Source organism: Aliiroseovarius sp. S1123, assembly GCF_023015885.1.
Lineage (GTDB): Bacteria > Pseudomonadota > Alphaproteobacteria > Rhodobacterales > Rhodobacteraceae > Aliiroseovarius.
The window spans coordinates 449,371-463,481 of record NZ_JALKBE010000002.1 but is presented as its reverse complement, the minus strand read 5'-3'; the positions used below and the strand labels follow the sequence as shown (position 1 = coordinate 463,481).

The window sequence follows — 14,111 nt, the reverse complement described above, 5'->3', positions numbered from 1 at the left end:
AAAAGGGCGGAAGTTCTTCCCGCCCTTTTGGCTTATCCGTTCAGAATGCGCCCCAGCATTTCCTGACTGTCACGGCTCAGGCCGTCCGTCGCCAGCACCCGCTCGATCTGGGCTTTCATCATCGCCTGACGATCCGCATCGTACCGCCGCCATGTCTCAAACCCTGACGACATACGGGCCGTGATTTGCGGGTTCACCGGGTCCAGCTTGATCAGCCAATCGGCAAATAGCTTGTATCCCTCGCCAGACGCGTTGTGGAAGCCCGCCGGGTTCATGATGAACGCGCCAAACACCGCGCGGAAACGGTTCGGGTTTTTCCAGTTGAAGGCGCTGTCTTCGGTCAGTTTGGCGACAACATCCACCGTGTCTTCTGGTGCGGAATGGGTCACCTGCATGGCGAACCACTTGTCCATGACCAGCTCGTCCGCTTCGAACTGCGCCCGGAAATCTGCCAGCGCCGCATCGCCTTTCTGGGCCTGCAACAAAAGCCCCAGCGCGCCCAAGCGAAGCGTCATGTTGTCGGCTCGGCCATAAAGCGCCTGCGCCGCTGCGCCGCCATCCAGACGGTTCAGAAGGTTCATCAGGCTCAGCCCCAGCGCGCGTTTGCCCGCTTGCTCGGCATTCGGTTGGAACGGCTCGGTCACCTCCATTTCCGCCATCAGACGCGGCAACAAATCCTGCAGATGCTCTGCCATCGCCTGCCACAACGTCTGCTTGGCGCGGTAGATTTTCATCGGATCGGAGGTGACGCCCGCGTCATACAAGGTCTGCGCCAGATCGTCCTGACCGGGTAGGCCAAGGGTCAGCGCACGGAAGGCGGGATCAAGGCTGTCGTCACGCAACATCACCGCGATGGCATGTAGATAGTCATCCAGCGGGGCGTCCTCGCCAGTGATCAGTGCGATCAACACGTCCCGGGCCAGTGTCCGACCCGCTTCCCACTTGTTGAACGGGTCGGTGTCATGGGCCAGCAGGAAGGCGCGTTCCTGGGCCGAGATTTCACGCTCCAAAATCACCGGGGCCGAGAAGTGGCGCAGGATAGAGGGGACGGGCTTTGCCGCCAGCCCTTCGAAGGTAAAGCTCTGCTCTGCCTCGGTCATTTCAAGGATCTGCGCCGGCTGTACCTCGTCGCCATTCGGACCCAGCAGGCCCACGGCAAGAGGGATGTGCTGCGGCAGTTTCTCGTCCTGACCGGGGGTCGGCGGCGTTGATTGCTTGAAGGTCAGCGTATAAGTGCCGTCGGCCCAGTCTTCCGACACGGCGACGCGCGGCGTGCCGGCCTGTTTGTACCAGCGGCGGAACTGCGTCAGATCGCGCCCGGTGCTGTTTTCGAAGACCTTCACCCAATCCTCAATCGTCGCGGCCTCGCCATCGTGGCGGGTGAAATACAGATCCAGCGCTTTGTCATAGGCGTCATCGCCCACCAGAACCCGCAACATACGGATCAGCTCGGCCCCTTTTTCATAGATCGTGGCCGTGTAGAAATTGTTGATTTCGACAAAGCTGTCAGGCTGCACTTGGTGCGCCAGCGGGCCATTGTCTTCGCGGAACTGTCGTCCGCGCAAAGCTGATACATCGTTGATCCGGCACACCGCTTCCGACCGCATATCACCCGAGAATTGCTGATCGCGGAACACGGTCAGCCCTTCCTTCAGGCTCAGCTGGAACCAGTCGCGGCAGGTGATGCGGTTGCCGGTCCAGTTGTGGAAATACTCATGCGCAATGATCGCCTCGATCCGCTCGAAATTTGCGTCCGTCGACGTCTCGGGGCTGGCCAGAACCGCTGAGGTGTTGAAGATGTTCAGCCCCTTGTTCTCCATCGCGCCCATGTTGAAATCTGACACGGCAACGATCTGGAAGATGTCGAGGTCGTATTCGCGCCCGTAAACCTCTTCATCCCATTTCATCGAGTCCTTCAGCGCCTGCATCCCAAATGCGGTCTTGCCCTCGTCACCCGGGCGGACCCAGAGTTTCAGGTCCACGTCCTTGCCGGACATAGTGGTGAAACTGTCATCGCGGGCCACCAGATCCCCCGCGACCAGCGCGAACAGATAGGCGGGCTTGGGCCACGGATCATCCCATTCAGCCCAGCCATCGCCAGACGCGACCGGGTTGCCGTTGGACAACATCACGGGTTCGCTGCCTTCAATGCGCACCTTGAAGGGGGCCATCACGTCGGGCCGGTCGGGGTAGTATGTGATGCGGCGGAAGCCCTCGGCCTCGCATTGGGTGCAATACATGCCGTTCGACATGTAAAGCCCTTCCAAAGCGGTGTTGTTTTCGGGGCTGATTTCGACCTCGGCTTCCCAGATAAAGGGCGCGTCAGGCACGTCTGCTTTCAAGCCGCCTTCGACTAGGTCGGGCGTGATATCGGTGCCGTCAATCGCGGCGCGGATCAGGGTAAGCCCTTCGCCATGGAGGAAAAACTCCTTGGAAGCCGCGTCCGGGTTCGGCCTGAACCGGATTGTCGACACCACCCGCGTTGCAGTGGGGTGCAGGTGAAACGCCAGTTCGACCCCGTCGATCAGGTAAGCAGGGGGCGTATAGTCGGCCAGATAGATCGGTTGGGGGCTTGCGTCTTTCATCAGAAATCCTTCGGGCATGAGTCCAGACCCGAAATCTAGGCGCGTGGCAGCAGGGCTGCAAGCCCGTCCAGACGTCAGCCGGTCAGGCCTCAGTCAAGCTTTGCTTAACCGAGGTCAAAATAAACCCACTTGCGCATCGGTTTCGTATCGGAAACTCTACGGATGCATGCAGAGGTATACGAAGGGTTTCAACATGAGCGACTATATCGAACGGGCAGGGCTTCAGGTTCATCGTGAACTGGGCCGTTTTCTGGAAACACGCGCGCTGGCAGGAACGGCGCTGCGTTATGACGATTTCTGGAAGGGCTTTGCGCAGATCCTGACCGATCTGGCCCCGAAAAATCGCGCTCTGCTTGAAAAACGCGCGCAGCTCCAGCGCCAGTTGGATGACTGGCACAAGGCCCGCGCAGGCCAGCCCCACGATGCCGCTGCTTATCGTGCCTTTCTGGAAGAGATCGGGTATTTGGTGCCGGAAGGTCCGGATTTCTCGATCGAGACCGAAAACACCGACCCCGAGATTGCCTTGATCCCCGGTCCGCAGCTTGTGGTGCCGATTATGAATGCGCGCTATGCGCTGAACGCGGCGAATGCCCGTTGGGGCAGCCTTTACGACGCGCTCTATGGCACCGATGCGTTGGGTGATCTGCCCGAAGGGAAAGGTTATAACCCGGCCCGTGGTGCACGTGTGATCGCAGCGGCCAAAAGCTTTCTGGATGGCGTGTTGCCGCTGGCAGATGGCAGCTGGGCCGAGGCCATGCGCATCGGAAACACACCGCCCGCCTTGGCCAATCCGGGCCAGTTCCTTGGTAGTCGGGATAAGCTGTTCTTTTATGAAAACAATGGCTTGAAGATCGTTCTTGAGTTCGATGACACCACTGAAATCGGTGCGGCAGATCCGCTGGGCCTGTCTGACGTTCGGCTGGAAAGCGCCATGTCCGCGATCATGGATTGCGAAGACAGTGTCGCTGCCGTGGATGCTGACGACAAGGTGTTGGCTTATAGCAACTGGTTGGGGCTGATGGACGGGTCGCTGACCGAAGAGGTCAGCAAGGGCGGCAAGATGTTCGAGCGGAAGCTGAATGATGACCTGAGTTTTGACGGCCCCGATGGCGAGGTGACGTTGAAGGGCCGCGCCCTGATGCTGGTGCGCAATGTGGGGCACCTGATGACCAACCCGGCGATCCTGCTGCCCGATGGGTCGGAAGTGCCCGAGGGGCTGATGGACGCCGTGGTTACGACGCTCTGTGCCATGCACGATCTGAAGCGCGAGAGCGGAAACTCGGTCACCGGATCGGTCTACGTTGTGAAGCCCAAGATGCACGGCCCGGAAGAGGTCGCCTTCGCGGACGAGATCTTTGACCGGGTTGAAGAGATGTTGGGCCTGCCGCGTCACACCGTGAAGCTGGGCATCATGGATGAAGAACGCCGCACCTCAGTCAACCTGAAGGAATGCATCCGCGCCGCCAAACATCGCGTGGCCTTCATCAATACAGGTTTTCTTGACCGCACCGGGGATGAAATTCACACCTCGATGGAAGCAGGGCCGATGATCCGTAAGGGCGAGATGAAAAACGCCGCGTGGATTGCCTCGTACGAGGATCGCAACGTGGATATCGGTCTGGCGTGTGGCCTGAAGGGCCGGGCACAGATCGGCAAAGGCATGTGGGCCGCGCCGGACCGGATGGCGGATATGCTGGATCAGAAGATCGGTCACCCGATGTCGGGTGCAAACTGCGCATGGGTTCCTAGCCCCACCGCCGCGACCCTGCACGCCACGCATTATCACCAAGTGGACGTGCTGGCGCGTCAGGAAGAACTGCTCGAAGGCGGCGCCCGCGGCACCTTGGAAGACCTGCTGACGATCCCGGTCGCTGCGGGCGTGAACTGGTCCGAGGACGAGATCCGCGAAGAGATCGAAAACAACGCCCAGGGCATTCTGGGCTATGTGGTGCGCTGGGTGGATGCGGGCGTTGGTTGTTCGAAAGTGCCCGACATTCACGACGTTGGCCTGATGGAGGATCGCGCGACCTGCCGGATTTCTTCTCAGGCGCTGGCGAACTGGCTGCACCATGGTGTGGTCTCGGAAGACGAGGTCATGGCCGCTCTGCGTAAGATGGCCGTGAAGGTCGATGCGCAGAACGCGGACGATCCAAGCTATCAACCGATGGCTCCGGGCTTCGATGGCGTTGCATTTCATGCCGCCTGCGACCTTGTGTTCAAGGGCCGTGTGCAGCCGTCCGGTTATACTGAGCCTGTGCTGCACGCACGTCGCTTGGAAAAGAAAGCAGAGGCTTGAGGGAAGAAATGAACAGGATCACTTTGGACGCAGCCCGCGTCATCATTCACGACACGATGGCCTATGGCCGCGAAAAGGGCATGAAGCCGCTGTCTGTGGTCGTCGTTGACGCTGGCGGTCATGTGCTGGCCTTCGAGCGCGCGGACGGGGCGCCTCCGGGCCGGTTCGATATCGCGCGTGGTAAGGCCTATGGCTCGGTCATGCTGGGGATCGGGGGCACCGCACAACGCGACCGCGCCGAGGCTCAAGCCTATTTCATCGCAGCCGCCGGCGCTGCCTACGAAGGCAAGCTGATACCCGTGCCGGGTGGCATTCTGGTGCGCAATGATTCAGGCGAAGTGATCGGCGCTGTTGGGGTCACCGGCGACACCTCGGAAAACGACCTTGAAGCTGGATCGGTCGGGATCAAGTCCGTTGGGTTGACCGCAGACGGCTGATCACCCGTGATCACAGACAGTTAAGAGACAGCGCAAGGGGTTTGAACTTCCCTTTGCGCTGTTTTACGTTCCGGGAAATGAATACATCACAAGCGTCGGAGCAGACATGAAACGCCCTATCGTTGGCATCATCGGCAATTCCTATTTGTTGAATGACAACTATCCGACCCATGCGGGCGGCACGATGAATTCCGAGGCGGTGTCACAGGTCTCGGGCTGTCTGCCCCTGATCGTTCCGACGGATCCGCGCTTTGTCACTGTTGATGAGCTGCTTGAAACCTGCGACGGGTTCCTGTTCACCGGCGGTCGGCCGAATGTGCACCCCGAAGAATACGGCGAAGATGAAACCGAAGCGCATGGCGAGTTTGACCGCTGCCGCGACGCCATTACGCTGCCGCTGATCCGCGCCTGCGTCGATCGCGGCCAGCCCTTTTTCGGGATTTGCCGCGGCTTTCAAGAGGTGAACGTCGCCATGGGCGGCTCGCTTTACCCCGAAATTCGCGAGCTTCCAGGGCGGATGAACCACCGAATGCCGCCGGATGGGACGCTTGAAGAAAAATTCGCCATTCGTCACGACGTACATTTCGACAAAGGCGGTGTGTTCTGCGATCTGCTGGGCGAAACGGTGCGGACCAACACGTTGCACGGGCAGGGGATCAAGACCTCTGGCCCGCGTGTGATCATCGAAGGCCATGCCGATGACGGCACGCCCGAGGCCATCGTAATCAAGGATGCGCCGGGCTTTACACTTTCAGTGCAATGGCACCCGGAATACCGCGCTGCCGAGGATCCGGTCTCGCGCGTGTTGTTCACGGCGTTCGGGGACGCGGTGCGGGCATGGGTGGCGGACAAATCCGCGTGACCACTTCCCAGTGACACCTGCCGAGATCGCAGCGATCGAAATGTACCTGCGCGGTTCAACGCGCCTACGGGATCCTCTGAACGCCGAAGGGCCCCAGCAAAGTGGGGCCCTTCTAACGATCATCTGGCGAAGCTTAGCGTGTCAGATCCAAAACGCGGGCCTCGTGCTTTTTCAGAACCATGCGGGCCGTATCGCCGTACTGACGCGGCTCGCTGCGTAGCTCTGGGAACAGCGTGAACAGTTCGTCACGCGCGGCGGCGTCAACAGCCTTCAGACCCTGATGACCGGGATGGAAACTTTCCGTCGCGGCGCCGTTGGCGAAGATCACCTGATGGGTGTCGAACATGATGTGGAAATACGTCACGCTGTCCACGTCTGTCTGCGTCGCGCACCCGCTGTGCAGCAGATGTACCGCCGGGATCATGACCTCGGGCTCAGCGAAGAACAGGCTTGCCTGCGGCCCTTCATACACCATGCGGTGTTGCGGAGAGACGATCAGGGTGCTGTGGTTGCCAAACGCCCCTTCCTGAATGCGGATGGGGGCCAAGCGGCCGACGCCTGCGGTGGTGGTGTGGCTCATCCAGCGAATGGGCTGCATGCCATGATCGCGTGTAACGACCATGTCACCGATGCGCAGCTCTTCAACCGGACGCTCGCCCCGATCCGTCAAAATCAGGCTGCCGGTCGTAAAGCAAATCACATCGCGATAGTCCAGATCGCCGCCAAGTCCCAGATCTCCATCCGTATCGGGCAAGGTGAAATTGCCGGATCCGTCAATATCCGCGTCATTGACATCCCAACCCAACACATCATCGACCACATCTTTGATGCCGTCACCATCTGCATCGCCCGACGCGTCGATCGCGGTTTGGGTCACACCATGACCGGCTTCTTCCACGTCGGTCAGGCCGTCATTGTCACTGTCCGTATCCCGATAGCCGCCTGTGCCATCCAGATCGGTGTCCTCGGGGGTCAGGCCGCTCGACCCGACGTGGCCGGTGGTGGGGGTGGTGTCATAGGCGTCGTCAATGCCGTCGCCATCGGTATCTGTCCCAGTTGGCGCGACATAGCCTCCGGTCGATTGACCCTCGACGTTGTCGGTAATGCCGTCATTGTCGCTGTCCAGATCAAGGAAATCCAGAACGCCATCGCCATCTGTATCGACCGCAGTCAGCCCGTTCGATCCGGCAGCGCCAGTTGTCGGCGTCGCATCATAGGCGTCATCCACACCATCGCCGTCACTGTCGACGCCAGTGGGCGCGACATACCCGTCCGAGGTCTGCGCCTCGGTATTATCGGCAATGCCGTCGCCGTCGCCGTCGCTGTCGAGGTCGAGATAGTCAGCGATTCCGTCGCCGTCAGTATCGGGCGGGGCGGGAAGTACGAAAGTATGAGACGCTTCATCCCCGAAATCTTCATAGCTGCTGCTGCTGATCGGATCGCCGTTGCTATCGAGGACAACCTCGCCGCCAATCGATAGCGAATACCCAGCGTCCGTATTGGAATCTCCGCTGGTCCAGCCGAGACCATCTCCGAAGCTGTCCAACACTTGAAACGTGTAGGTGCCGCCCGCCGGAAGCTCGACATCCCATGTCTCAATGCCTGACCCGGCGACGTCGCCCTGGGCAACAACGACACCGTTTTCATCGAGGATTTCCCACGTGTTTTCGGTTCCTGAATAGGCGTCGCCATCAAACGTGACCGTGAGTGTTTGATCGCCCCCCCCTTCATCTTCGTTCAGGATGCCGTCGCCGTCGATATCAAGGTCAACATCATCCCGCACGCCGTCGCCATCCGTATCCGGGGCGGGGACATCGAAAGTCAGGTCAGAAATGCCCGAGCCGCCTGTCTGCGGTGCATCCGGGCCGGGTTCAAAGGTCACAACAAGCTGCGAGACCGGTCCAGCAAGATTGACGTCGATGTCGTTGGCGTTCGTGCCCTCGGTCTGAATCGAAACGGTCCCATTTGGGTTCGTGATGATCAGTTCGTCATCCACGCCGGACAGACCAGCGATAACGTCGGCGGCCGGTATTAGATTGCCGTCGGCGTCATAGGCTTCGATGGTCCAATAGTCGTCATATGTCGACGCGCCATCGTCATTCACGTGGTCAATGGTGAAGGACAGGTTCTCGACCGGGGTCGAAAAGTCATAGTCAGCAGTGATGGGCGACGAGACCCCGAACGCGCCGAACTCGGATACATTATACCCGCTTTGCGACGCATCCCAACTGCCCGTGAAGGACGCTGTGACGTCAGTACTATACGGTCCATCGTTGATTGTGGTCGTGCCGCCGACGGCTGTCCCACCCGTACCGGTCAGCCAAATAGCATTGTCCAAAGTTGCCATGCAACTTACCCCCGAATTTCACTCGTTACCAAGCGCTTAGACCGAAACCTTTCGGTGCTCTGCGCCAAACTCATCACTGCCACCAAACAGAGCGGGACGTTCGAATTTCGTCTTCACGAGCAGGGAAAGTGCCTGCGGCGGGGCCGAATTCGTCACTCAGATTAGGACGGGTTCTTTAAAATATTTTGAATGCGACAATTTCAAGGCAGGCGATCAAATTTTGAGCGTTTCCCTGAGGGAAATCACTGTTTGTTGATAACCGTTGTTTCGCCGTGCGCATCAAAAGTTGAGGCGGGGAAAGATTGGCGACGTTTTGCGTGTAAACCGTGTTCAGCGCTGTTCCATGAACTGCTTCAATCGAATCAACCCCTCGCGAATATCTTCGGTTGAACGGGCATAGGAGAAGCGCAGGGTTTGGTGGCCTCGGATCGGGTCGAAATCCATGCCAGGGGTGACGGCGATGTCGGCTTTCTCGAGGATCTCGGCGGCAAAGGCGCGGCTGTCATCGGTGTGGTCGCTGACATCGGCATAGATATAGAAAGCCCCGTCCGGCGGCGCGATCTTGTCGAAGCCTGCCTTTGGCAGCTCGTCCAGCATCAGCTGGCGGTTGGTCCGGTAGGTGGCAAGGTTTGCGTCCAGCTCGTCACGGGCGTTCAGGGCCCCAAGGGCTGCGATCTGGCTGGCATGGGGCGGACAGATGAACATGTTCTGGGCCAAACGCTCGACGGTGCGGATGTGATCCTCGGGCACGACCATCCAGCCCACGCGCCACCCGGTCATCGAGAAATACTTCGAGAAGCTGTTGATCACGTAGATGTCATCAGAGACTTCCAGCGCCGAAATGGCGCGGCCTTCATATTGCAGACCGTGATAGATCTCGTCCGCGATGAAGCTGGTGTTCTTGGCGCGACAAGTGTCGATCAGACCTTCCAACGCGGCGTGGTCCAGCATGGTGCCCGACGGGTTCGCAGGCGAGGCGGTGATCAACCCGGCAAGCCCGTCGGGAATGTCGGACGGCACCGGTTGCAGGCGGTTTTCAGGCTTGGTGGGCAGACCAACCGGTGTCAGGTCCAGTGCCTTCAAAATTTGGCGATACGACGGGTAGCCCGGTTCGCCCAGACCAACCTTATCGCCCGCGTCAAACAGCGCGGTGAAGGCCAAGATGAAGGCGCCCGAGCTGCCGGGCGTGACCACGACGCGCTCGGGGTTCAGATCCAGATTATACCAATCATTATAAAGCTTTGCGATGCCTTCCCGCAGGGCGGGCAGGCCCAGCGCAACCGTGTATCCCAGCGCGTCACTTTCCATTGCGTCGGCCAAAGCTGCGCGTGCTGCTGTCGGTGCTGGCGTCGACGGCTGTCCGACCTCCATATGAATGATGGGGCGGCCCTCGGCCTCGGCCGCGCGGGCGGCTTCCATCACGTCCATGACGATAAAGGGATCAACGTTACCACGGGTCGAGTTTTTCATCTGGGCCTCTTTGCGGTCTCAGCGGAATTGGGTGGGTCAGGGCAGTACCTGAGCATGCCGTCTGCCTGCCTGTGTCGTTCGGTGAAGTCAAGCATTCGCCAGTGTCGCAGCCAGGGCTGCCCGATGCGCCGGAAGATACCGATCGCGGCTTTGGACGTGACGCAATGGTTGGCAGCGCGCGCGCCATAGATTACATCCAAGTTAACTTTGAATATTAAAGCCCTCTCGGGGGACCCAGACAGGATCCTGATCGCATGCCCTTTCCCTTTTCCCTGCGCAAAGCTGCCCTAACCGCCACCATTATGACGGCCCTGACTGCCGCTGGGTCTCTGCCTGCCAGTGCGCTGGACTTGACCAACCTGTCGAATGACGAACGCAACGCCCTGCGCGACGAAATCCGCGCCTATCTTCTGGACAATCCAGAAGTGATGATCGAGGTCTTCGCCGTCCTGGAGCAGCGCCAGGCCCAAGAGCAGGTCGAGCAGGACAAGACCTTGGTCCAGGTCAATGCCGAGGCAATCTTCAACGATGGGTTCTCGCATGTGATGGGCAACCCGGATGGTGACTATACCATTGTGGAATTTGTCGACTATCAGTGTGGTTTCTGCCGCAAGGCCTATTCGGTGCTGCAAGACTTGTTGGCCGCCGACGGGAATATCCGGCTGGTTCTGAAAGAGTTCCCGATCCTCGGCGAAGCCAGCCTAATGTCGGCTCAATTCGCCGTTTCTGCTCAGCAGCAGTTCGGTGCCGAGGCTTACGAGGTCCTGCATAACGAACTGATCACCCTGCGCGGAAACGTGACCGAAGCGCGTCTGGTCGAGCTGGCCGACGGACTGGAGCTGGACGGGGCGGCCATCGCGGCGGGTATGGGCTCGGCCGAAGTGCAGCGCATTCTGACCGAGAACCGCGAGCTGGGCAAACGTTTGCAAGTGACCGGCACCCCGGCCTTTGTCATGAATGACAATATGGCGCGCGGCTTCATGGAGCTGGACCAGATGCAGCAAATCATCGCGGCAGGCCGCGCGGCACAGTAACCTGTGTCTGCGAGGCGGGCCGCAAGAAGTCGGGACTGATGACCGTTCAAATGCTTGGAAGCAAATGTAAGACTTGGCTGGCATGCACCATGCTGGCTGTGCTGTGTCCCGTGATGGCCTCAGCCAACAGCGAGTTTGCGCCCGAAACATCCCTTTACCCCAAGGCGCGCCCGGGCGCAGAGACACCCGTCCAAACGCCTGCCGGGGCAGGGGGTGGTGACGCACCTATTCTGTCGGTTCCCACCCAATCCTTTGCGACGCTGAGCGGCTTGGCCTATCTGGCAGGCGAAGGGGTCACGCTCGAGGACCGGTGGCGCGGCGTCGCCATCGAGGTGCCAATGACGCAGGCGGTGCCATGGCGCGTGTTTACCTTGGACGATCCTCGTCGTCTGGTTCTGGATTTCTCGGAACTGGATTGGCAAGGCATTGATATCCCTAATCTTCTGGCGCAAGGCGATTGGTTTGCGGACATAAATGCGGGGCTATTCCGCCCCGGTTGGACGCGAGTTGTGTTCAGTCTTAATGCCCCGCTAGAGGTGGTGTCGGCAGGCCTTTCTACGCAAGAACAGCCCGTGGCCGTGTCCCAGCGGGTCGAGGGTGCGCGCCTGCGCGTTGAATTGGCGGCGGTCTCGTCTGCCGATTTCGCCGCGAAGGCTGGTGCGCCCAAAGATGCCCTGTTCGACCGCCCGGCGCGTCCAATGCCATCTCCGAAAACGCGACAGCGTGGGTTTGGGGAGGTCACGGTGGTGTTGGATCCTGGACATGGTGGCATTGATCCGGGTGCCGAGCGGGATGGTGTGGTGGAAGCCCACTTGATGATGAGCTTTGCGCGTGAGCTGAAAGAAGAGCTGTTGCGCGCCGGTGGCTTCAACGTGGTCTTGACCCGTGACCGCGACGAGTTCGTGCCTCTGGAAGAACGTGTGTCGATCGCGCGGCGTGCGGGCGCCGACGTCTTTTTGTCCTTGCATGCAGATGCATTGGCACAGGGGAGGGCCACTGGGGCGAGCGTCTATACCCTGTCGAAAGAGGCCTCGGACGAGGCGTCGCGCAAGCTGGCCGAGCGTCATGATCGCAGTGACATTCTGGCGGGGGTAGATCTGTCTCAGCAGGATGATGCGGTGGCGCTGGTCCTGATGGATTTGGCGCGGGCGGACACGGCACCACGCGCCGAGGCGTTGGCCGACAGTCTTGTCGAAGGGATCTACAGCGCAACGGGGTCGACCTATAAAACACCACGCATGCAGGCAGGTTTTTCAGTCTTGAAAGCTGCCGACATTCCTTCGGTCCTGATCGAGCTTGGCTTCCTGTCGTCCGAGCGGGACCGCAAGCTTCTTACTTCGCGTGAATGGCGATCCAATGCGGCGCGCGGTATTCGTGATGCTTTGCAATACTGGGTGTTGCAGGATGCCGGAAAAGCCGAGCTTTTGCGTCAATAACGTCTTTTAGAAAGCTGAAAACAGAAGGAAAAATGGCCACCAATCTGGCGGCCATTTCTGTCTTGTCGAGTTTACAGGCCTTTTGCGCGATAGCTGGCCGCGATGCGTTCGATTGCGACGATAAAGGCCGCCATCCGCAGGTCATCGACGTCGTCGCGCGCATGCCAGACCTCACGCATGGACTGATAGGCCACGCGCATTGTGTCATCCAGACCCGAGCGCACCAGTTCCAGCTCGTCCGCCCCGCGCAGGTACTTCTCTTTGAACTCGGGTGACATCGACCACGCATCGCCCAGATAGCGATCCAGACGCTCAAGCTCGTCCACCACAAGCTGGTGTCGGGCCTCTTCCTGACGGCGTTGCATGCGGCCAAAGCGGATGTGGCTGAGGTTCTTGACCCATTCGAAATAGGACACGGTTACACCGCCCGCGTTTGCATACAGATCAGGGATGATAACCGTCCCCTTGTCGCGCAGAACCTTGTCGGCGCCCGAGGTGATCGGGCCGTTTGCAGCCTCGATAATTAGCGGGGCCTTTACACGTTCGGCGTTGGTCAGATTGATCACGCCTTCAAGCGCGGCCGGGATCAGGATGTCGCATTCGATTTCCAGAAGTTCCGCTCCGTTTTCGACGTATTGCGCGTCCGCAAAGCCTTTCACGCCTCCATGACCCGCGATCCACTGGTGGACGGCTTCAACATCCAGACCGTTGGCGTCGTACAACGCGCCGTCGCGCTCGATGATCCCGATGATCCGTGAACCGTCTTCTTGCGACAGGAACTTGGCGGCGTGATAGCCAACATTGCCCAGCCCTTGTACGACGATGCGTTTGTCCTTTAGCTTGCCATCCAATTTGGCAATTTTGACGTCTTCAGGGTGGCGGAAGAATTCGCGCAAAGCATATTGCACGCCGCGCCCTGTTGCTTCGACCCGTCCCGCGATCCCGCCCGCATGGGGCGGCTTACCAGTAACACAGGCCCGTGCATTGATATCCGTGGTGTTCATGCGGGCATATTGGTCCGCGATCCAGGCCATCTCGCGTTCGCCGGTACCCATATCGGGGGCAGGGACGTTTTGCGACGGGTTGATCAGGTCGCGCTTGGCCAGCTCATAGGCGAAACGACGGGTGATCAATTCCAGTTCATGCTCTTCGTACTCTCGTGGATCAATGCGCAGCCCGCCTTTGGAGCCGCCAAACGGGGTTTCGACCAGCGCGCATTTGAAGGTCATAAGAGAGGCCAGCGCTTCGACCTCGTCCTGATTCACAGAGATGGCGTAGCGAATGCCACCTTTTACGGGTTCCATGTGCTCTGAATGGACAGAGCGATAGCCGGTAAACGTCTTGATTTCGCCCCGTAGGCGCACGCCAAAACGGACCGTGTAGGTCGCATTGCAGACTCGGATCTTTTCCTCCAGGCCAGATGGCAGGTTCATCAGGGACGCGGCCCGGTTGAACATCAGTTCAACGGACTCTCGAAAACTCGGCTCAGTCGTAAGGGACATTTTGTACCTCTGTACAGGTTTTGCTTTGGTTTGCTGCACTGCCGCAGAATCGTTTCTTTCTGCGACAGTACGACACAGAGGTTAGGAAGAACTGACCAAAGTACCACCCCCAACATACCTGACCGAATGGTCGCGATATAGC

At 59.5% G+C, this 14,111-nt stretch carries 9 protein-coding genes; 5 read left to right on the top strand and 4 right to left on the bottom strand.

What is annotated here, in order from left to right:
* Nucleotides 1-32: 32 nt before the first annotated feature.
* Nucleotides 33-2,585, bottom strand: coding sequence for an aminopeptidase N (pepN, locus tag MWU53_RS05685; RefSeq protein ID WP_247091303.1), 2,553 nt, complete (start codon nt 2,583-2,585; stop codon nt 33-35).
* Between the two features lie 193 nt (nt 2,586-2,778).
* Between pepN and MWU53_RS05680 the strand changes: the two genes are divergently transcribed.
* From MWU53_RS05680 to MWU53_RS05670, 3 genes are all read left to right on the top strand, one after another.
* A complete protein-coding gene (locus MWU53_RS05680; RefSeq protein WP_247091301.1) occupies nt 2,779-4,881 on the top strand; it encodes a malate synthase G in 2,103 nt (700 codons plus the stop codon).
* 8 nt (nt 4,882-4,889) lie between these two features.
* Nucleotides 4,890-5,318, top strand: a complete 429-nt coding sequence (locus MWU53_RS05675; RefSeq protein ID WP_247091299.1) for a heme-binding protein — start codon at nt 4,890-4,892, stop codon at nt 5,316-5,318.
* A 106-nt stretch (nt 5,319-5,424) separates the two neighbouring features.
* On the top strand, nt 5,425-6,180 hold the full coding sequence (locus tag MWU53_RS05670) for a gamma-glutamyl-gamma-aminobutyrate hydrolase family protein (RefSeq protein WP_247091297.1): 756 nt from the start codon (nt 5,425-5,427) through the stop codon (nt 6,178-6,180).
* Nucleotides 6,181-6,313: 133 nt separating this feature from the next.
* Here the strand turns inward: MWU53_RS05670 and MWU53_RS05665 are convergent, their stop codons facing one another.
* Complete coding sequence (locus MWU53_RS05665) at nt 6,314-8,527, bottom strand: Hint domain-containing protein (RefSeq protein WP_247091295.1); 2,214 nt, start codon at nt 8,525-8,527, stop codon at nt 6,314-6,316.
* 330 nt (nt 8,528-8,857) lie between these two features.
* Nucleotides 8,858-9,997: an aminotransferase class I/II-fold pyridoxal phosphate-dependent enzyme gene (locus tag MWU53_RS05660; RefSeq protein ID WP_247091292.1), complete on the bottom strand. Its 1,140-nt coding sequence runs from the start codon at nt 9,995-9,997 to the stop codon at nt 8,858-8,860.
* Between the two features lie 254 nt (nt 9,998-10,251).
* Here MWU53_RS05660 and MWU53_RS05655 point away from each other — a divergent pair, with 254 nt between their 5' ends.
* Both MWU53_RS05655 and MWU53_RS05650 read left to right on the top strand, forming a co-directional pair.
* A complete protein-coding gene (locus MWU53_RS05655) occupies nt 10,252-11,031 on the top strand; it encodes a DsbA family protein (RefSeq protein WP_247091290.1) in 780 nt (259 codons plus the stop codon).
* A 38-nt stretch (nt 11,032-11,069) separates the two neighbouring features.
* Nucleotides 11,070-12,467: an N-acetylmuramoyl-L-alanine amidase gene (locus tag MWU53_RS05650; RefSeq protein WP_247091288.1), complete on the top strand. Its 1,398-nt coding sequence runs from the start codon at nt 11,070-11,072 to the stop codon at nt 12,465-12,467.
* A 71-nt stretch (nt 12,468-12,538) separates the two neighbouring features.
* Here the strand turns inward: MWU53_RS05650 and MWU53_RS05645 are convergent, their stop codons facing one another.
* Nucleotides 12,539-13,969, bottom strand: coding sequence for a Glu/Leu/Phe/Val dehydrogenase (locus tag MWU53_RS05645; RefSeq protein WP_247091286.1), 1,431 nt, complete (start codon nt 13,967-13,969; stop codon nt 12,539-12,541).
* Nucleotides 13,970-14,111: the final 142 nt, after the last annotated feature.

Excerpts from the sequence above, each read along its gene's own strand:
- pepN (WP_247091303.1), bottom strand. The coding sequence starts at position 2,585 with ATGAAAGACGCAAGCCCCCAACCGATCTATCTGGCCGACTATACGCCC.
- MWU53_RS05680 (WP_247091301.1), top strand. The coding sequence starts at position 2,779 with ATGAGCGACTATATCGAACGGGCAGGGCTTCAGGTTCATCGTGAACTG.
- MWU53_RS05675 (WP_247091299.1), top strand. The coding sequence starts at position 4,890 with ATGAACAGGATCACTTTGGACGCAGCCCGCGTCATCATTCACGACACG.
- MWU53_RS05670 (WP_247091297.1), top strand. The coding sequence starts at position 5,425 with ATGAAACGCCCTATCGTTGGCATCATCGGCAATTCCTATTTGTTGAAT.
- MWU53_RS05665 (WP_247091295.1), bottom strand. The coding sequence starts at position 8,527 with ATGGCAACTTTGGACAATGCTATTTGGCTGACCGGTACGGGTGGGACA.
- MWU53_RS05660 (WP_247091292.1), bottom strand. The coding sequence starts at position 9,997 with ATGAAAAACTCGACCCGTGGTAACGTTGATCCCTTTATCGTCATGGAC.
- MWU53_RS05655 (WP_247091290.1), top strand. The coding sequence starts at position 10,252 with ATGCCCTTTCCCTTTTCCCTGCGCAAAGCTGCCCTAACCGCCACCATT.
- MWU53_RS05650 (WP_247091288.1), top strand. The coding sequence starts at position 11,070 with ATGACCGTTCAAATGCTTGGAAGCAAATGTAAGACTTGGCTGGCATGC.
- MWU53_RS05645 (WP_247091286.1), bottom strand. The coding sequence starts at position 13,969 with ATGTCCCTTACGACTGAGCCGAGTTTTCGAGAGTCCGTTGAACTGATG.